The 18,829-nt window shown below is 51.3% G+C and carries 14 protein-coding genes and 2 tRNA genes; 7 read left to right on the top strand and 9 right to left on the bottom strand.

From position 1 onward, the window contains the following. Positions 1–54: 54 nt before the first annotated feature. From HMPREF2981_RS07750 to HMPREF2981_RS07710, 9 genes are all read right to left on the bottom strand, one after another. Positions 55–126 (bottom strand) — tRNA-Gln (locus tag HMPREF2981_RS07750). A gap of 273 nt (positions 127–399) precedes the next feature. After that, positions 400–2,313, bottom strand: coding sequence for an S-layer homology domain-containing protein (locus HMPREF2981_RS07745; protein ID WP_070662114.1), 1,914 nt, complete (start codon positions 2,311–2,313; stop codon positions 400–402). A 287-nt stretch (positions 2,314–2,600) separates the two neighbouring features. Then, positions 2,601–2,673, bottom strand: a tRNA-Gly gene (locus tag HMPREF2981_RS07740). Positions 2,674–2,924: 251 nt separating this feature from the next. Continuing rightward, positions 2,925–3,290: a hypothetical protein gene (locus HMPREF2981_RS07735; protein ID WP_070662111.1), complete on the bottom strand. Its 366-nt coding sequence runs from the start codon at positions 3,288–3,290 to the stop codon at positions 2,925–2,927. After that, the gene (locus HMPREF2981_RS07730) at positions 3,287–3,598 is read right to left on the bottom strand and encodes a hypothetical protein (RefSeq protein ID WP_246825396.1); all 312 of its coding nucleotides are present in this window, start codon (positions 3,596–3,598) and stop codon (positions 3,287–3,289) included. Before HMPREF2981_RS07730 ends, HMPREF2981_RS07735 begins: the two co-directional genes overlap by 4 nt. A gap of 170 nt (positions 3,599–3,768) precedes the next feature. After that, positions 3,769–5,283 carry a glutamate--tRNA ligase gene (gene gltX / locus HMPREF2981_RS07725; RefSeq protein WP_070662106.1) on the bottom strand — a complete coding sequence of 505 codons (1,515 nt, stop codon included), beginning with the start codon at positions 5,281–5,283 and terminating at the stop codon, positions 3,769–3,771. Positions 5,284–5,383: 100 nt separating this feature from the next. Next, positions 5,384–6,139, bottom strand: a complete 756-nt coding sequence (locus HMPREF2981_RS07720; RefSeq protein ID WP_070662834.1) for a fumarylacetoacetate hydrolase family protein — start codon at positions 6,137–6,139, stop codon at positions 5,384–5,386. Positions 6,140–6,275: 136 nt separating this feature from the next. After that, on the bottom strand, positions 6,276–7,373 hold the full coding sequence (locus HMPREF2981_RS07715) for a branched-chain amino acid aminotransferase (protein ID WP_070662103.1): 1,098 nt from the start codon (positions 7,371–7,373) through the stop codon (positions 6,276–6,278). 249 nt (positions 7,374–7,622) lie between these two features. Next, positions 7,623–8,678, bottom strand: coding sequence for a 3-isopropylmalate dehydrogenase (locus HMPREF2981_RS07710; RefSeq protein ID WP_070662100.1), 1,056 nt, complete (start codon positions 8,676–8,678; stop codon positions 7,623–7,625). Between the two features lie 278 nt (positions 8,679–8,956). Between HMPREF2981_RS07710 and HMPREF2981_RS07705 the strand changes: the two genes are divergently transcribed. The 7 genes from HMPREF2981_RS07705 (at position 8,957) to HMPREF2981_RS07680 (ending at position 18,827) form a co-directional block, all read left to right on the top strand. Continuing rightward, entirely contained in the window at positions 8,957–10,153 is a 1,197-nt protein-coding gene (locus tag HMPREF2981_RS07705; RefSeq protein ID WP_246825395.1) for a sensor histidine kinase, read from the top strand. A gap of 48 nt (positions 10,154–10,201) precedes the next feature. Beyond that, the gene (locus HMPREF2981_RS07700; RefSeq protein ID WP_048755225.1) at positions 10,202–10,927 is read left to right on the top strand and encodes a response regulator; all 726 of its coding nucleotides are present in this window, start codon (positions 10,202–10,204) and stop codon (positions 10,925–10,927) included. A gap of 149 nt (positions 10,928–11,076) precedes the next feature. Then, positions 11,077–12,288 carry an ABC transporter permease gene (locus HMPREF2981_RS11130; RefSeq protein ID WP_246825393.1) on the top strand — a complete coding sequence of 404 codons (1,212 nt, stop codon included), beginning with the start codon at positions 11,077–11,079 and terminating at the stop codon, positions 12,286–12,288. Further along, complete coding sequence (locus HMPREF2981_RS11125) at positions 12,254–13,894, top strand: ABC transporter permease (protein ID WP_246825390.1); 1,641 nt, start codon at positions 12,254–12,256, stop codon at positions 13,892–13,894. The genes HMPREF2981_RS11130 and HMPREF2981_RS11125 overlap by 35 nt, the downstream gene beginning before the upstream one ends. 254 nt (positions 13,895–14,148) lie before the next feature. Then, positions 14,149–14,910 carry an ABC transporter ATP-binding protein gene (locus HMPREF2981_RS07690; protein WP_070662094.1) on the top strand — a complete coding sequence of 254 codons (762 nt, stop codon included), beginning with the start codon at positions 14,149–14,151 and terminating at the stop codon, positions 14,908–14,910. A gap of 2 nt (positions 14,911–14,912) precedes the next feature. Beyond that, positions 14,913–17,669 carry an ABC transporter permease gene (locus HMPREF2981_RS07685; RefSeq protein ID WP_070662092.1) on the top strand — a complete coding sequence of 919 codons (2,757 nt, stop codon included), beginning with the start codon at positions 14,913–14,915 and terminating at the stop codon, positions 17,667–17,669. 396 nt (positions 17,670–18,065) lie between these two features. Beyond that, complete coding sequence (locus tag HMPREF2981_RS07680; RefSeq protein WP_004004947.1) at positions 18,066–18,827, top strand: ABC transporter ATP-binding protein; 762 nt, start codon at positions 18,066–18,068, stop codon at positions 18,825–18,827. Positions 18,828–18,829: the final 2 nt, after the last annotated feature.

The following is an 18,829-nucleotide window of genomic DNA, read 5'->3' as shown; positions in this document are numbered from 1 at the left end:
AGGGCGGAGTACTAGGCCGCTATACGATGGGGCCATAGCATCGAGTGATGCTCGCTGGGGTACCAGGACTCGAACCTAGAATGACGGTACCAGAAACCGTTGTGTTGCCAATTACACCATACCCCACTATTTCATTATGTTGTTCCGGCAAAACCTCAACGATTTTCGCCGCAACGAATAATAACTATACCGGTGCTTTGTTGCATCATGCAACTTCGCACCTTGAGATGGTCGTCACAAAAGTCTGCCCAAAATTTATACCCAGCCTCTAGAGCCTCCGAATGCACGCCATTCGGGTGAAGGCACCCAAGAGATGCCTTCACCCGACGCATACATGTTATTCAAGCAGCAATATAAACTTACCGGCTAAGCAACGATAGTCATCTCACCTGCTATGCGCTATTTTGCGGGTTCGGGCGCTGAAACCTTCACGGAATCAAAATTACCCATGTAACGCATCATATAGGCTGCCATAGCATCGCGCTTGACCGAGTCATGCGGACGGAACGTACTATCAGGCCAACCGGTGGAGAGCTTCGAGAACTGGAACCACGAAATTTCCTTGGCAAAGGGGCTTCCCGAAACATCCGTAAAGGTTGCTTTCTGCTGAACTTCCGGGGATCCTGCGGCACGATAGAAGAAGGCCGCCATAGCCTCGCGGTTTATTGAGTCTTCAGGACGGAAGGTACCATCTTCCCAACCTGTCGTAATACCGGTTGCCTTCAGCCACGCAATTTCCTTATAGAAGGGGTGGGTTGTAGGAACATCGCTGAAAGGAGATTCCGCAGGTGCCTCAAATTCGGGAGAACCCGCCAGGCGATATAAGTACGCTGCCATTGCTCCACGTTCGATGCTCTCCAAGGGATGGAACCCACCATCAGGGTAACCGGTTGTGATGCTCTTCTCCCCCAGCTTGATGATGTCGTTCTCAAAGAGGTTGCCAGCAATATCGTTATACGACACGTTGGTCAGGGTCCTGTTATCGCCGCCCGTCAGAGGGGCAGGGTAACCCGCAAAGGTTTCCTGCTGCGGGGTAATCTGATTGATCTCTACCTCGGGGTTTTCCGCTGTCACGTTCCCCGGGGTAATCTTCACCTTGGTAATAGAATCAGCAGTTTCTTCTTTGGAAGTTAGCGTTCCCTGGGCGTAATCCATACCGAAGGGAATGGTCGTATCGGGGGCAAAATCATCCTTATTGGCAATATAGACCTCACCATCAGCACCCAAGGTAATATCGTTGGCCCCTTTGGAGGCTGACTGCACTTCTCCAATAAGACGATCAGCGCGACCATCAATCACGCCAACCTTACCGGTAGCAAAATCCGTAACGTATACGAGGTCACGATCTTCATCATTGACGAGCGAAAGTGCCTGCTTACCGAAAGGAATAGACTTCTTATATTCTCCAGTCTTGAGGTCATACACAGTTACCCCGGAATTACCCTTAGACTCACCGCTCTGACGGTCATAACTTCCCTGCGCGGAAACGTAGATCTCCTGCTCAGAAACATCAATGGCAATATCGGAAGGAAGAACATCAACGCCTTCGACATCAGCGTGGGTCTGGATTTCCTGCAAAACCTTAAAAGTGCTCGTGTCAATCACATAGATTTTGCCGGTGGTGCGCTCGGGAACGTAGAGTTTACCATCATGAATAGTGGTATTCATGCTGATGTAGCGCTTATCTTCTTCGTCTCCACCCACTTTGATCTTCTCGACCTTATGGGTCTTCAGATCAATGGCAGATACAAAGAAACGGCCCGTTACGAATGCTTTACCGGAGGCAGCATCCACCTTTACCTCACGCGGATGCTCGATCCAATTTTCATCTCCCTCTTGAGCGCCGTAGTTGGTCCACAAGAGATTGAGATTATTTTGGTCGTACACAGACACAGCGTTATCACGAGTATTCGTAACCCAAATGGTGCCATTCTCATCATCCACGTCAATACCAAAAGCACCCAAATTCTTATACCCAGCGTTGTATCCGGTACCGGCTCGGGTGATAGGCAGGGTAGCTATAGCTTCTATCTGGAGAGTCTTCTCATCCAGACGCGCAATAGTCGATACGGACATATCACGGTTAGAGCCAGCAATGAAGATCTTGCCGTTCTTTGAATGGCGAATCTGATACTGCCCCGGAATCCCCTGCACCTGTTGAGCCTGAGCAGCAGTAATCTGCTGCGGGGCAGGAGACTCTACCGCAAAGGACGCGGGCACTGCAAAAGGTGCCCCCATGAGCGACATCGATAGTACCCCAACGGTAGCAACCTTGAAAGACCTATGCTGAGCTGTAGCTGATAAAAGAACCATATGAACTCCTTGAGAGGATGACGAGTAACAAAAATTAGTTACCCTATAGTTAAAACTTAGGGTAGGAGTACCTAAGAAGGTGTACCCCCTATATTCACGCCTTTCCTCCCAAAAAGCAATAGAAATATCATCTATGACGTTTATTTTCTTAGAGACTTATCGTCATCAAAATCTTGGGAACGCAGCATATTCCCCGATTTTCCTCCGAAGGAGCAACAAACATATACACCAGCACGCTTTTACGAGATACACAAAAAGCCCTGAAGATTACTTCAGGGCTTTCGCAGAGCGGTTGACGAGACTTGAACTCGCGACATCCACCTTGGCAAGGTGGTGCTCTACCAACTGAGCTACAACCGCAATATTCTGTTTTCACAAAATAACGAGCCGGAACCTTCATCCCGACGCGCTCACAGGTAAATACTATACTGTACCGTTTGATAACCCGCAACTCTTACACGCATAATTCTTTTCATGATATTCTCCAGCTCACTATTTTCCTCAGACCTACATCATGCTGACTAGGGCTTATAGACATGAGAGCAAGCACGTATATTTTCTATATGATGCCCTTTACAGGCGTTTAGAGCACGCCAATACGCTGCAGAATGTTACAAGTTCGAGGATTCCTGCCGGCGATGATGCTGATGTCCCAGGTGATGCGCATGCTCAGCAGAAGACTCAACGGCAGCATCCGCGATGGATTCCGCACGAGAATTACGTTCGGAACCCGTACCGACCCCAGTGCGGCGCTCCCCTTCGCTGGGCGTTACTCCATCCTCAGTCATCTCATCTACCATGCGGATCAAGAACGACTTCGCATAAATAATGCCAAACCCAAAGAGAAGCGCGGCCAGAACCCAAATGACGAAGGTTACCCAGTCCCAGTAACCGCCCAACCAAACCTTCACGCCTATGTAAACTGCCAATGCTACGGCAGACATGATGGCGGCAAATGTTACATCGCGTCGAGTCATGCTTTATCCTCCTCACCAATTTCCAGCCGCTCTTGGGCGTATTCTATGGGTTTGTCCCCCACCAGGGCTTCACCTCCCGGCTGGTGGCCGCCTGCTTCACGTTCACATGCAATCTGTTCATCATCAAACTTAGCTTCATGATACGCCGCGAAATACGCTAAGGCGCTGGCTAACACAATTATCACAATGGTCCAGATAGATCTCACTGCATCCGCAATAGTGGCAATAAGCAACACAATTGATGCATTCGCAAATGCCATCACGGTTCCTTTGCGCAAAGCACGCACAATGTATTTGTTATGGTTCACCTTCACCTCCCACGATGCACGACCGTATAACCAGCATAAGCCGAGAACCCTACATTCCTCTAGCGCACAATGTGTAGGCGTCTCTTGCGCGCAGAAAAACCCGGTGGCTCGCGCAAACTCGTGAACCACCGAGTTCCTCTTTTCAAAAAAGATACGGCTATGCGTTCGGGCTACGCCCCGAGCTCAGCAGCCAAAGCCCGCACACGGTTGAGAGAAGATTCCTTCCCCAGAATCTCCATGGATTCAAAGAGCGGGGGCGAAATACGCTCACCCGAAACGGCGATACGCACCGGCCCGAATGCCAAACGCGGTTTGATCTCAAGCCCCTCCACGATAGCGGAGCGCAGGGCAGATTCGATACTTGCCGCATCCCAGACTTCGAGGGTTTCAAGCGCTTCTAAAGCGGCAGCAAGAACCTGAGGGGCAGATTCTTTAAGCTGTTTACGGGCGTCATCAGCAACCGTGATCTCTTCATCAGCTTTGAAGAGGAATGCCAGAAGCTTCGGGGCTTCACCCAAGAGCTGCATACGTTCCTGTACCAAGGGAGCAGCCTCTGTCAGAATCTGCTCTTCACGCGCTGAAAGTTCCTCACCAACAACACCAGCGGCCTGCAGATAGGGCACCAGGCGGTTTCGGAAATCGTCCGCCTCCAAACGACGAATATGATCGCCGTTAATAGCTTCTGCCTTCTTGACGTCAAAACGTGCCGGGTTGCCTACCACATCGTGAATGTCGAAGTGAGCCACTAGGTCATCGACTGAGAAAACGTCCTGATCTGCAGATAAAGACCAGCCCAGCAGAGATAGGTAGTTAAGCAGACCTTCCTTAATAAATCCGGCATCGCGCAGCAGGAAGAGATTCGATTCGGGATCGCGCTTCGACAGCTTCTTATTACCCTGCCCCATTACATAGGGAAGATGCCCAAACTCGGGGATAAATGTGGTAACGCCTGTATCAACGAGTGCTCGGTACAGTGCAATCTGGCGCGGAGTTGAAGACAACAGATCTTCACCACGAAGCACGTGGGTTACGCCCATCAAAGCATCGTCCACAGGGTTCACAAAAGTATACAGGGGGTCACCGCTAGAACGCACCACAACGTAGTCTGGGACAGACCCGGCTTTGAAGGTAATCTCACCACGCACAAGGTCGTTGAACGTAATATCCTCATCGGGCATACGTAAACGCCATACGGGTTTACGGCCTTCGGCACGGAAAGCGTCTTTCTGCTCATCGCTCAGGTGACGATCGTAGTTATCGTAGCCGAGCTGAGGATCCTGCCCCGCTGCTTTACGGCGTTCCCGCACCTCATCGGGGGTCGAGAAATCCTCATAGACATACCCGCCCTCAATGAGCTTCTCGAAAACCTTCTGGTAAATGTCCTCTCGTTTACGTTCAGACTGACGATACGGTTCATGGGGGCCGCCTACGCCCACGCCTTCGTCCCAGTTAATGCCCAGCCAGTGCAGACTGTCGAGCACTTGGTTGAACGATTCTTCCGAATCGCGTGCCGCATCGGTATCCTCAATACGGAAAATGAGCTTACCGCCGGTATGGCGCGCATAAGCCCAGTTAAACAGGGCTGTACGTACCATGCCCACGTGCGGGGTTCCGGTCGGTGAAGGGCAAAAGCGTACGCGAGTTTCGCGTGGATCGTGCAGATTAGGACCGGGATATTCGGTCATAGTAAGTTTTCTCCTGAACTTGTGTATCTCAAAATCATGCTGCTGTGCGTTCTATAGCGCTGAGGAATCTATGTTTAGCACTCTCAGCCTAAACTGGGCTCTAACTGCGGATGCGGGTTACCAGAGCCCCAATGCCTTCGACCTCAACCTCGACCTCATGACCATCACGAAGGACGCTGGTACCCGCCGGGGTTCCGGTCAAGATAATGTCTCCGGGAAGAAGCGTAAAGATCTCGGATGCGGCGGACACGAGCTCCGCCACCGAGTAGTGCATATCAGAGGTATTGCCTTCCTGCACTACGTCACCATCAACCCAGCTCGTGATATTCAGCGAGTCGGTATCAAGCTCCGTTTCGATCCAGGGCCCCAGTGGGGTTGAGCCGTCAAAGCTTTTCGCACGAGTCCACTGCGTGTCCGTCTCCATAACGTCACGTGCCGTCAGATCGTTGGCTACGGTGTATCCGAAAACTACCTCATGCACACGTTCCAGCGGAACCGACTTTGCAATACGACCGATGATAACCGCCAGCTCGCCTTCAACGCTGACCGCTTCGGAATACTCGGGGAGAGTCACCGGATCACCAGGACCGACCACCGTCGTATTTGGCTTGATGAAGAACTGTGGGGCAGCAGGAGCCGGGGTACCCGCCCAATTAGCAAGAGCACCAATCACCTTGGAGCGTGGAATGATGGGGGCAAGCAGGCGAACGTCCTCAAGCTGATAAGTCTTCGAGGTGGTTTCAACACCGGAGTAAAACGGATCGCCCGTGAGAACATGCAAAACTTCGCTGCCGTCCTCTCCTTCAACCACACCATAATGAAGATCGTTATCTACGGTAAATCGTGCAATACGCATACCTTCTAGAGTACCAGTCATTCATACCCCTCTCGATACGCAAAAAGTGACTTTCCGATTGAAAAGTAGAGCTTATCGTCGGAAAGTCACTCTCTGCACGTTTTACGGATGCGCCCGGGGCAGTACCGGGTGGTTATTAGACGAGGCGGGTCATCCAGCCATGACGGTCCTCTACCGTACCGGTCTGAATGCCCACGAGCTCTTCACGCAGGCTCTTGGAAATCTCCCCAAATCCTTCGGAAGCCGCTGGAATCTCAAAATCAGCAGCCTTGAGCTTTCCAATAGGGGCAATGACCGCTGCGGTACCGCAGGCACACACCTCTGTAATATCGCCGGATGCCACACCGTCACGCCACTCGCTGAGGGTGATGGGGCGTTCCTCAACGGTCATTCCGCGATCCTTCGCCAGCTGCAAAATTGAGGAGCGGGTAACGCCCTCTAGAATAGTTCCGGTAAGTTCGGGGGTTACCAACTTATTCTCTTTACCGTAGATGAAGAATACATTCATGCCGCCCAGCTCTTCAAGAGCATCGTTACGGTGCGGATCTTTGAAGATCACCTGTTTACAGCCGTTTTCTTCACCTTCAAGCTGGGCGATCATGGCGGCAGCATAGTTACCGCCGCATTTTGCAGTGCCAGTACCGCCTTCACCAGCGCGAGCATACTTCGTGGACAGCCAAATGTCCACCGGCTCGGGGGTGCCGAAGTAGTTACCGGCAGGCGACCCAATCACGTGATACTCCACGTGACGAGCAGGGCGAACCCCCAGATATGCCTCGGTCGCAATCATAAACGGACGGAAATAGAACGCTTCTCCCTCACCGCTGGGAACCCATTTTTCATCTACCTGCACCAGCTGTTTTAGGGATTCGATGAAGGTCTCTTCGGGCAGCTGAGGCAGCGCCATACGATGCGCCGAGCGGTTCAGGCGCGCCGCGTTCTTCTCGGGTCGGAATGTCCACACTGACCCATCCGAATGACGGTAGCCTTTAATACCCTCGAAGATTTCCTGGCCATAGTGAAAAACCGCAGCGGCGGGATCTAAACTGAGCGGACCGTAGGCGTGCACCCGCGCATTCGACCATTCACCGCCGGTTTTATAATCACCGTTCCAGTCGATGCTGACCATATGATCCGTAAAATAGTCGCCAAATCCGGGGTCGGCAAGAATCTCGGCTCGGCGTTCGTCACTCGCGGGGGCGGGGTTCTTTTCACGGCTAAATTCAAGTGCCATGGTGTAATCCTATTCTGTCAATTCTCTCTGCCAATAGCATCGGCGGCGCGAACCTCAAGGTGGGAGGCAGAAGCGGCATCGCTTACGAAGCTCATCAGTGCGGCTTGTGACCACGCCAGCGGACGACGGGGCGGATGTGCCCGTTGCACATGTTTTAGAGTACCTGATGAATAGGCACAACGCACACGCAACCCACCGCCGCCCATATCGTGAAAATCGAAGGCGGGGCGTAAGCTGCTTCAGCCTTAACTAGCTTAGGAACCCTAAGACATCGTTACCAACTTCGTCGGTGCCTCGGGTGCGGGCGCCGTTGGCACGCATATCAGTCTCGACCGCATCCTCAATACGGACCGCCGTCGACTCATAGCCTAGGTGCCGCAGAAGCATTGCTCCCGCGAGGATTGCGGCGGTTGGGTTTGCTTTGTTCTGCCCCGCGATGTCGGGGGCTGAACCATGCACGGGCTCAAACATTGAAGGGAACTCCCCTACCGCGTTGATATTGCCTGAGGCCGCGTAGCCAATACCTCCGGTCACTGCACCCGCCTGATCGGTCAGGATGTCGCCAAACAGGTTATCGGTTACGATCACGTCGAAACGTGAGGGATCGGTGGTCATGAAAATTGTTGCCGCATCAACATGCAGGTAATCGGTTTGCACTTCGGGAAATTCGCGCCCGATCTCTTCAAAAAGACGGGTGTACAAACGACCAGCGTGTACGAGTACATTTGTTTTGTGGATGAGGGTCAGCTTCTTACGGCGAGACTGTGCCAGTTCGAAGGCGTACCGGATCAGCCGACGAACACCGTGGGCTGTATTGATGGATACTTCGGTTGCGATTTCAGCATCGGTACCGCCGCGAATAGTTCCTCCATTACCCACGTAGGGCCCTTCGGTACCTTCGCGCACCACCACGAAGTCGATCTCTCCAGGGTTGCTCAGCGGCGACACTGCCCCCGGGTACAGCCGTGCGGGACGCAGGTTAATGTAATGGTCAAATGAGAAGCGCAGCTTCAAAAGCATTTCACGTTCGATCAGCCCTGAGGGAATCTTGCCGCTGCGCGGATCAGCACCAATAGCGCCGAAAAGAATCGCATCGTGCTGTTTGAGAGCTTCCATCGTACTCTCAGGCAGGGTTTCGCCGGTTTTAAGCCAGTGCTCGGCGCCAAGTTTATAGTCGGTGGAATCTACGCGAATAGAATCAAGCTCGCAGGCGCGTTGAAGCACACGCTGCGCCTCGGTAATAATTTCAGGTCCGATGCCGTCGCCAGCGATCACGGCAAGGTTGATGGAACGTTCAGTAGTCATACCTCTACCCTACTGCTGGCATGAACAATTGCGCAGATTTTAGGCCATGATTCTCAGAGTATGGGCATATATATTCCCGCATAATCTCGCAGTTTTGAGAGGTCTTATTCCAGATTTTGTAGCCTCATGACCTACACGAGTACGTACAAAATTCATCCTTCCGAGTGATTACCTGTTTTGAGGGTGAACGTTACACTTAACCCATGGATCTAACGAGCCGAATTAACAACTACATAGATAGGAACTACCGCTGGTTTAATATCACGGTAGTTGCTTTCATGCAGATGTTTGTTCTGCTCATAGCTCTTGCAATGTCCTATAGGGATAGCGGCATTACTTTTTTCATTGCATGCATCAATACGACCGCCCTTTATTTTCGGTACCGGCATCCTTATGGGTCAATCTGGTTTGTTCTCGTCTCCACCGCTCTCACTCTATTTATTCCGGATGTTTTGCCCGTTCATCTGTATTTTCCGGTAGGCGTAGCGGCTTATCATATCGGCAGGCACTGGAAGAAGAAGCTGCGGGTTCGCATGTTTATTGCGGGCTGGGTTGGTGCCTTTGCGGTAGGGGCTCAGCTTTTTATCATGCTGCTTCCGCGGGGCGAACAATTTGCCGCTGTTATAAGCTCGATTATCATTACAACCTTATGCGGTGCGATTTATTCCGTGCTCTGGTTTATCGGTGATTCAAGGCGTACTCGCATTATTCGCCAGGATGAGCTTCGAGAGCGAGCGATGCGCCTCGAATTTGAGCAAGAACAGGAACGGCGTCTTGCGGCGCAGGATGAACGCACCCGCATCGCCCGAGAAATGCACGATATTGTGGCGCATTCACTTTCCAGCATCATTACGCAGGCTGACGGCGCCAGGTATGCCGCAGCCGCGATACGGACCACGACGACTCAGCCCGCCGAAACGACTAACCTTCAAGAGCATGACGCCTCTATCGCGGAACAGACGCTTGAAACTATTGCGGTCACCGCACGCGATTCTCTCACGCAGATGCGTTCCCTTCTGGGGGTTCTTCGTACCGATGAAGACACCATGTACGCTCCAGCGCCTACAATTCACGAAATTCCCGCTCTGGTTGCGCAGGCTCGCAGGTCGGGAGTTAATATCGACTTCGCTGGTATTACCGGTACCATAAGTGGCGCCCTCCCTCAGGGAGCTGATCTAGCGGCATATCGTGTAATCCAGGAAGCGCTCACCAATATCGTTAAACACGCCCGCGATGCTGAGATCGTTACCCTCTCGGCTGTGTGGAAACGAGATGGCCTGTATTTGGACGTGTACAACAGCGCCCCGGCGCATCACAACAGCTCGGATGCTCCATATTCCTTTGTGCCGGGCAGCGGTAACGGTCTCTTGGGTATGCGCGAGCGCATCACAATGTATGACGGAACCCTGCATTACGGCCCGGATCTGCAGGGTGGTTTTAGCGTGAAGGCCTGGCTGCCGTACCGCGAAACGTAATGGGAACCCAGTATTGTAAAAGTGACAGAACATATTAAAGGAAATCCTATGAACGAACAGATTACCGTGATGCTGGTTGATGACCAGCAGCTTGTACGCGGCGGTTTGAAGATGCTTATCAATTCGCAACCTGATCTGCAGGTTGTTCTCGAAGCTGATGACGGCGCAGCGGCGGTTGATAGCTATGCCCGTATGGCTGAAGAAGGTACCGCCCCTCAGGTGGTTCTTATGGATGTTCGTATGCCTATTATGGATGGGCTGGAGGCTGCAAAAAGTATTCTAGAGCTCAACGTTCCTGATTCCAGGGTTATTATGCTGACTACCTTCGACGTCGACGAATATGTCTATGCGGCGGTACGTGCCGGGGCAAGCGGTTTTTTGCTGAAAGATGCGCCTCCCGAAGAACTTCTGGGGGCGATTCGGACAATACACCGCGGTGATGCGGTGATCGCCCCTTCCGCTACACGCCGCCTGCTGGAACATATGATTCCGGTGTTGGAGGTTCATTCGGAACAGGATTCTGCCAGTGTTGCCCCCACTCCTCAGGAGGAGCCGCAGCTTCTGCATCAGGAACTCATGCAGACTCTTTCGCCGCGTGAGCATGAGGTACTTCGTCTGATCGCGCAGGGTCTTTCCAATGTGGAGATCAGCCGCGCGCTCGTGCTGTCAGAGGCCACGATTAAGACCCACGTCTCGCATGTTCTGGCAAAACTTGATGCCCGCGATAGGGTTCAGGCCGTGATTATGGCCTATGAGGCTGGGATCGTTTCGTAGGCTCCTTGTGTCTACATCTACCGTTGAGGACAGAACCTGTGAAAAGGCTGAAAAATCATTCTTGGGAATGATGAATATCCGTCAAGTCAACATTTACGGTTATATAGTAGACCGATATTTATGATGTAGTACGCCACAGGATTTTTTACATGATCTCCTCTCTGCTCTCACTGATATATGCAAATCTGCGCGCATCTTGGCGTAAATATATTTTGACGGGACTGGGCATTGCGGTTGCAGCTTTTTTCCTGAGTGCCGTGCTTCTTCTCAATACAATCGTTTCCGCCACATATGTGGCGCACTACGGCAATCAGGTACGTAACAGCGATGCGGTTGTTGCTACCAACATCTCAGGGCAAGCCAAGGAGAACTCGTCAGGCGCTCTCTCGGTTGAGGAAGTTGAAGATATCCGTAATAGCCCCCAGGTGGCTGGTATCCGGGAAGACTCGGTAGTTTCAGCCATGTATCATGACGCGCCGGGCGACCCTGTGCCCTATGCGATTTCTCAAGCTCCCACTGACCCGGATTTGTTTCCTTATCAGATACAGGGGCGAATGCCACAGAATGATCATGAAATTCTGCTCCCAGAGTCGCTTCGTGAGTCTTTGCATCTCAACATAGGCGATAAATTTCACGGCATTGACCCGGTCGCAACAATAAAGCTGCCCACTCCCACGTCCATTACAAATTTTGAGGGCGGCACACTATCTTTAGAAGATTCCTTGCCCACCAAGGAATATACGATCACTGGTACTTTCCACTCTCCGCCCCTGGGATCTGAAGATTCAATAACAGTTTTTGCCGGTGGCACTATGCTGACAACGGCATCTAAAATTGCTCATCGCGAGCATAAAACAAATATTGTCCATGATACGCATATAGTTGCAGTCAAGCTCCGTGAGGGTGTTTCGGTTGAAGGTTTTAAGCGGGAATTTACCGCACACCACGGCGATCATGGGTATGTAGTGCCAGCGTATGAATACACCCACAACGTAGAGTCAGACATAGGTTTTGCCAATGATCTGCTCACCGCAGCCCTTTTAGGTCTGGCAGCGTTAGCTCTCATGGTCTCTGCTTTTGTTATCACCAATACATTCAGCGTGTTGCTTTCTCAGCGCACCCGTGAGCTCGCTCTGCTGCGTACTTTAGGAGCCAGCCGCCCCAATCTTCTCACTATAGTGCTGGCAGAATCTACGGTTTTGGGAGTTCTCGCAGCTTCTTTAGGTATTACACTTGCCTACGCTCTTTGGGCGATTATCACGTCGTGGGCCGCTCATACATTGGTTTTCACTTTTTTCCCTGATCCCTTTGGGAGTTACTCTGCCAGTGTGTGTTGCCGTCACCTGGATCGCCGCTCTTAAACCCGCCTATGCAGCATCAAAAGTATCGCCTGTGCAAGGGCTTCGTGATGGTGTAGTACAGCAGGTTTCTGCCTACGGTAAGCGTCAGGGGGTTATCGCCCTGTTATTGCTTGTGGCGAGTATTGTGGCGTATGCAGTCTTCATGAGTAAATCCTCTGAGCACGTGCCTGATGGCATGGAGGGAACCCATAGCGTTCAAGTGCTTGTTGTGGGTATTATTGCTGCTGCTCTCTTATGCTTTGCTATTTTGACGGCAGCCCATAAAATACTTTCACCGCTCGTGAAGTTCTGGGCGTCCTTGGTGGCGCGTACCTTAACGGGGTCTATCGCGTGTAAAAATGCACTGCGTTCTCCGGCACGTATGGTATCGACCGGGCGAGCCCTCCTGGTAGGAATGATGCTTATAGCTATGGTGCTTACAGGTTATGTGACCCTTAAGGCATCTGTCACAGGCTTTATACAGCAGACAGAACGTCCGGCAGCGGTTCTAACGTTTAATGACTCCAAGGATACGGAGGATAGCTCCTCTACTGCACACAATTCCCAGAATTCTGAATCCACTGCAGAACGGTATATGCACCAGGCGCAGGATGCGCAACGCAGGGTCCAAGAACTGCTATCCGTACAATCTGAAGCGTTTGTACAATATGCGGGAAACCTCACCTGCGATGATGATTCTCATGCTCCCGCAGCTTCAGATGAGCCGGTGAATGAAGCAGGCAGTAATCCCAGCGGGGCATCTGACGCTCCTGACCATACTAATCTTCCCGCTGCTTATGCGGTTTCGCCCCAGGATATTGACGTAGTATTGCCTGGTACCTCGGAAACGATATTGCAGGGTGATGTGGTGGTTCTGCCTCGCTCAGAACAACATGCCTTGCAAGGGCATAAGCCACCTAGTTTTACACTTCACGGTCCACGTGGAGACCTACGGCTTACTGCGGTGTACTCGCAAACTGATGACCATACCCCCTATATCTCACGTGAGACCGCCGCCAAGGTCCAGGATCTTGATCATCCCCAGCTTCTTGAAGGTTCTTCTTCCGCTGGAGAGTCCTATGTGGTAGTGCGTGCCAAACAGGGATTGAGTTCTGATGAAAGTACAGAATTACGGAATGATCTAACGGATATTGCCCGTACAACACACGGGTTATATCTCGCGGGCATTCTAGAGATACGTGCAGCTGTCGAAATTTCCCTTATCGTTATCATGTATACCATCCTGGCTATTATTGCTCTTATGGTGCTGATTTCGGTGTTAGGGGTAAGTAATACCTTGATGCTCTCAGCCCATGAACGAAGCCGCGAAAATGCGCTCCTCCGCACTCTAGGGCTTTCTCGCCAGCAATTACGTTCCGCCATCATGATGGAAGCTATTCTTATCACGCTCTCAGCGCTGCTGGTTGCTCTCATCGGCGGCACGCTTGCCGGGTTTATCCTGACACGCGCTATCACGCCACAGAACATTGAGATCATCTACCGAATTCCCCTGACGGAATACTGTATAGCATTCTTCGGCGCTTTAGGAATTGCTGTCTTAGCTTCGTGGGTTCCCTCCGTACGCGCCTCAAAAGTCTCACCAGTTCAGGCGCTTCGAGAAGACTGAGTCTGTGCAGATTCTATGCAGCATATAAAAAATTACTGTACTATACCAAGTATTTAATAGAACATATTCCTATTCATATATATTACCTTCACATACATTCCTGAGAAAGTAATCTATTTATAATATTGCCCGTACTTTCACTAACTTTACCTTGAAAATAGTACGGTTATTTTAGAGACAGAACTCCAGAAATCACCCAAAAGTATGATAAAACCTCCCACAGGTTTTCATTCTAGTTTGGGATAATTGGTGTTATGACTACTACATTAGATACTTCTGTTAAACCAGCTGTTACCACCCAAAACCTGAGCAAGACTTACGGCACAGGTGAGGCGACGGTACATGCCCTCAATAACGTAACAGTTTCTTTTGAACAAGGTAAATTTACCGCTATTATGGGGCCTTCCGGTTCCGGTAAATCTACCCTTATGCAAACTTTGGCAACCCTAGATACCCCGGATGTTAGCCCTAACACCAGCATCAAAATTGCCGATACCGAGCTATACGGTCGGCGGGATAAAGAGTTAACCGAGTTTCGTCGCGAACATATCGGCTTTATTTTCCAGGCCTTCAACCTGGTACCCACCCTCACCGCCGGGCAGAATATCGACTTACCGCTTGGCCTGGCAGGCAAAAAGCCTGATCCTATTTGGCGCGATTATCTTGTGGAGACTTTGGGTCTAACAAAACGGCTCAGCCACCGTCCCGAACAGCTCTCCGGTGGTCAGCAACAACGCGTCGCCATCGTACGCGCACTACTCTCCCGCCCGGACGTCGTCTTCGCCGACGAGCCCACCGGCAACCTCGATTCAAACTCTGGTACCGAAGTGCTCAAGCTCCTGCGAACCGCGGCAAACGAACATCAGCAAACCATCCTCATGGTGACCCACGATGCGCACGCAGCATCCTACGCAGACCGCGTGGTCTTCCTCAAAGACGGTGCGGTTGCTGGCGAAATGCTCAAACCTACCCACGATGCTGTTCTAAACGCCATGGGACAGTTGGAAGGTGAATAACATTGGCTACAACGCTTAATACGGTGGGACGCGCTAATTTACGCGCGTCTAAAGGAAAATATATTCTTACTGGAATCGGTATCGCAATTTCTTCATTTTTTATTGCTGCCGTTATTGTATTAGTCAGTTCTTTGCAGGGAACTCTAAATGCATCGGTAAATGGCATTCTTTCCAAAGCAGATAACGTTGTTGTCTCTTCCTATGCGCGCGATAACTCTAACACTGAAGCAAATATCTATCTGGATGAAGAGAGCATCAAAAATATTCAGAATGATGATTCAGTCGATCAGTCGTGGATTGTCTACCAGGGCCGGGGTAAGTTTGGTCCCGATAAAACTCAAGTTTCTTATACCCAAGCGCCTAACAGTGCAGATCTTTTTCCCTTCGACTTTGAAGGTAAATTGCCGACCTCAGACACCGAGCTGATGGTCTCGAAAGATTTTGCACAAAAGCATAATCTTCAACTTAATTCTAAGGTCAGTTCCCCCGATGTAGTCGCGTCGATCTCTGACCCAAATACAGGAACTACGCGCGAGTACACCATCACCGGTATTTTTGATGTCGGATTCTCAGGCTCCGATACGAATAACGCTATATTTATTGGCGGAACTTCCTATGGGGAGGCAGCTAGCAAGACACTCAAAAATGCTGGGGGTGCTTCTTCTGCAAACTACGCCATTCCCGGTGCCAGCATGGCATACGTCAAGTTCAAAGGAACGGACGACGCTGCTGCTCGCGCAGAGCTGCAGAAGAAACTCAACACGGGTGACAAAAAAACTGAGCCTTCTGTTATGTCCGGTCCTGAGTACATGGAGGTTGTGAAGAAACAGCTCTCCACGATATTCACATTCCTCGGTGTCATCTTAGGCGCCTTTGCCGCACTAGCGCTGCTGGTTTCTTCGTTCGTCATTTCGAACACCTTCGCGGTGCTGGTAGGACAGCGCATCCGCGAACTGGCGTTGTTACGTACTCTAGGGGCACAGGGCTCGTCCTTGGTACGTATGCTTGTGGTTGAATCGCTTGTCGTGGGCGTCATTTTCTCCACTATCGGCGCAGTTCTCGTGTATCCGATCGCGGCATTGCTAAGTGCGCTATCCAATAATAGTTTCATGGTTTCTTACGATCCGATGGCTTTTGTTGTCGGTGTTGTACTGTGCACCTTGGTCACGGTTATCGCCTCGCTCGCTCCAGCACGTACCGCTTTGAAGATTTCTCCCATCAGCGCGATGGGCGAAACTACGGCTCAGGCGGTCAAGAAGCCGAACATCGCAGGCCTTATTGCGGGTCTTGTTATCGGTGCTGGCGGCAGTGCACTCATGATCGTTGCGTTCAACACCATCACGCAGAATAACGATAGCTCAAATGCAGGAACCTCTGTTCTTCTCGTTATGATTGCCGCGCTTCTGCTGGGCATTGCGGTCTTTATGCTGACCCCGTGGCTTCTTCTGCCCCTTGTTCGTGTCCTGGGCTCAGTCTTCCGCAACCAGACCGGAAAATTGGCAGTAGCAAATGCATTGCGTTCCCCAAAACGTACCGTTTCGACCGGGCGCGCGGTCTTGGTAGGCGCGCTTGTCGTCACCGCAGTACTGACCGGATATTCCATCATGACGTCCACCGTGGCGAACGCGATGGATAAGCTATACCCGATCTCTGCGGCAGCCACCTACGGTACCGGACCTACAGCAGGATCCGAGAGCGTCAATAAGGCGCGCTCTGTCGCTGATAAAGTCCGCGGTTTGGAAAACGTCGATAGTGTTGCTGTGGCTTCTGCAGCGGGTACCATTGATTTCACGGTTCCTCCGAAAGACGGCGGTGAAGCACAGAATCGCACCGAGAATCTGGTAGCACTCAGCCACGACGATCTCACAAAGGTCATTCCGACTGAAGGGTCACATCAGCTCGAAGATGATACCGTGCTTGTCTCGGCTGCCCTTTATGATAATGCCCACTTCAATGACTCCACTCGCCTTAAAGCACGTGGTCCCCTGGGGACGGTAGAGTTAAAACCTATCAAGTCCACCAGCAGTAATATGTCGCTATATATTGTGAATCCCACGACCGGTGCCAAGCTGCAGAACGCCTCAGATCCAAAACCTCTGCTGGATTCATCACAAACCCCTGAAAACACTCAGGTTCCTGCAGAAGCTACCCCAGATGCTGGGGAGCAGGACTCTGCTGCATCATCGACAAGTGGTGCTACCGGTGCCCAGACTATGGTGCTCGTTCACGCCAAGTCACCGCTTTCCTCAAGTGCAAACTCGACTCTTCAGGAACAGCTCACCAAGGCTAATGACGGTAACGAATTCACCGGTGGTTTGCAGGGACGCCAGCAATTTGATCAGATTATGATGATCATGCTGATCTTCACATTAGTTCTTCTTGCCCTGGCCGTAGTCATCTCGATTATCGGTGTAGCCAATACGATGACTTTGTCGGTGAACGAGCGTCGCCGCGAGAATGCGATGCTTCGCTCACTGGGTCTCTCCCGCAAACAGCTGCGTCGCATGATTTCAGCCGAGGCAATTCTGATTACCTTAGGAGCCGTGATCCTAGGCATCCTCGCGGGTGTTGGAATTGGTATTGCCGCCGCTAAAGTTGTGATTGCAGGTACCAGTTCTTCTACTGAAGTCGTCATTGATCTTCCTTACCTTGGATTGTTCTTTGTTCTGCTGGTAGGTCTGGTATCGGCGTTCGTTGCCTCGATATTACCAGCGGCCCGATCGGCCCGTCTCTCCCCTGTGGAGGGCATGCGAGGCTAATCGATTGGCGAAATAACCTGCATCGAAAAGGGCGAACTCCCCACATTAGGGAGTTTGCCCTTTTATGTGGTTCGTGCTCCCGAGTTATTTTTACGTGTAGAAGTCCCGGATATAAAAACCTAGAAAACCCACTTTTATAGATCTAAATAGTCTATATATTCTTACTTTCTAGGGATCAAAATACCGTCCATAATTATTGCATAGACTCTAAATTTTTTATTTTAATTATTTTTCTTCTTCGTGGGTATTTTCATCCTTAAGGAGGCTTGCTTTTTTCAATCCCTAGTATTTCTCATCCAAAAGTATGAGTGCCATTTATTTCGCCTTCAAGAATTTCAGCTCAAAGGATGACAAATGTCAGGGGATATATTTTTGCAATCTTGAAACAATTAAATCATGAGCACATCAACAATTCCCGCATACGAACCTGCGGTAGCAACACGTAATCTGTCCAAGACCTACGGCACGGGCGAAGCCATCGTTCATGCCCTTAACAATGTGAACATCGACTTCGAGTACGGCAAGTTCACCGCCATCATGGGGCCTTCCGGTTCTGGTAAATCAACCCTAATGCAAACTCTCGCCACGCTCGATACTCCAGATCGTAATCCAGAGACGATTATTCGCATCGGCGATACCGACCTCTACGGCCAAAAAGACAATCAGCTTACCGAATTCCGCCGTGAGCATGTCGGGTTTATTTTCCAGGCATTCAACCTAGTTCCAACCCTTACCGCCGGGCAGAATATCGATTTGCCGCTCGGCCTGGCAGGCAAAAAGCCCGATTCGGTGTGGCGCGACTACCTTGTTCAAACCCTAGGGCTGCAAAAACGTCTGGATCACCGTCCCGAACAGCTCTCCGGAGGTCAGCAACAACGCGTCGCCATCGTACGCGCACTACTCTCCCGCCCGGACGTCGTCTTCGCCGACGAACCCACCGGCAACCTTGACTCCAACTCGGGGGCTGAGGTTCTGCGGCTTCTCCGGGATGCAGCAACCGAGCACCAGCAGACCATCCTCATGGTCACACACGATGCGCACGCCGCCTCCTACGCAGACCGCGTGGTCTTCCTCAAAGACGGCATGATTGCTGGCGAAATGCTTAATCCCACCCACGACGCGGTGCTTCAGGCTATGGGCCAGTTGGAAGGTGAATAACA

The sequence above is a fragment of the Rothia sp. HMSC069C01 genome (assembly GCF_001814655.1).
GTDB lineage: Bacteria > Actinomycetota > Actinomycetes > Actinomycetales > Micrococcaceae > Rothia > Rothia dentocariosa.
The sequence above is the reverse complement of the archived record's forward strand: the minus strand, read 5'-3'. Positions and strand labels throughout refer to the sequence as shown.

Bases quoted from the DNA above. Each gene is read 5' to 3' on its own strand.
- HMPREF2981_RS07690 (WP_070662094.1), top strand. From the start codon at position 14,149: ATGACTACTACATTAGATACTTCTGTTAAACCAGCTGTTACCACCCAA.
- HMPREF2981_RS11130 (WP_246825393.1), top strand. From the start codon at position 11,077: ATGATCTCCTCTCTGCTCTCACTGATATATGCAAATCTGCGCGCATCT.
- HMPREF2981_RS07705 (WP_246825395.1), top strand. From the start codon at position 8,957: ATGCAGATGTTTGTTCTGCTCATAGCTCTTGCAATGTCCTATAGGGAT.
- HMPREF2981_RS07680 (WP_004004947.1), top strand. From the start codon at position 18,066: ATGAGCACATCAACAATTCCCGCATACGAACCTGCGGTAGCAACACGT.
- gltX (WP_070662106.1), bottom strand. From the start codon at position 5,283: ATGACCGAATATCCCGGTCCTAATCTGCACGATCCACGCGAAACTCGC.
- HMPREF2981_RS07700 (WP_048755225.1), top strand. From the start codon at position 10,202: ATGAACGAACAGATTACCGTGATGCTGGTTGATGACCAGCAGCTTGTA.
- HMPREF2981_RS07715 (WP_070662103.1), bottom strand. From the start codon at position 7,373: ATGGCACTTGAATTTAGCCGTGAAAAGAACCCCGCCCCCGCGAGTGAC.
- HMPREF2981_RS07745 (WP_070662114.1), bottom strand. From the start codon at position 2,313: ATGGTTCTTTTATCAGCTACAGCTCAGCATAGGTCTTTCAAGGTTGCT.
- HMPREF2981_RS07710 (WP_070662100.1), bottom strand. From the start codon at position 8,678: ATGACTACTGAACGTTCCATCAACCTTGCCGTGATCGCTGGCGACGGC.
- HMPREF2981_RS07735 (WP_070662111.1), bottom strand. From the start codon at position 3,290: ATGACTCGACGCGATGTAACATTTGCCGCCATCATGTCTGCCGTAGCA.
- HMPREF2981_RS07720 (WP_070662834.1), bottom strand. From the start codon at position 6,139: ATGCGTATTGCACGATTTACCGTAGATAACGATCTTCATTATGGTGTG.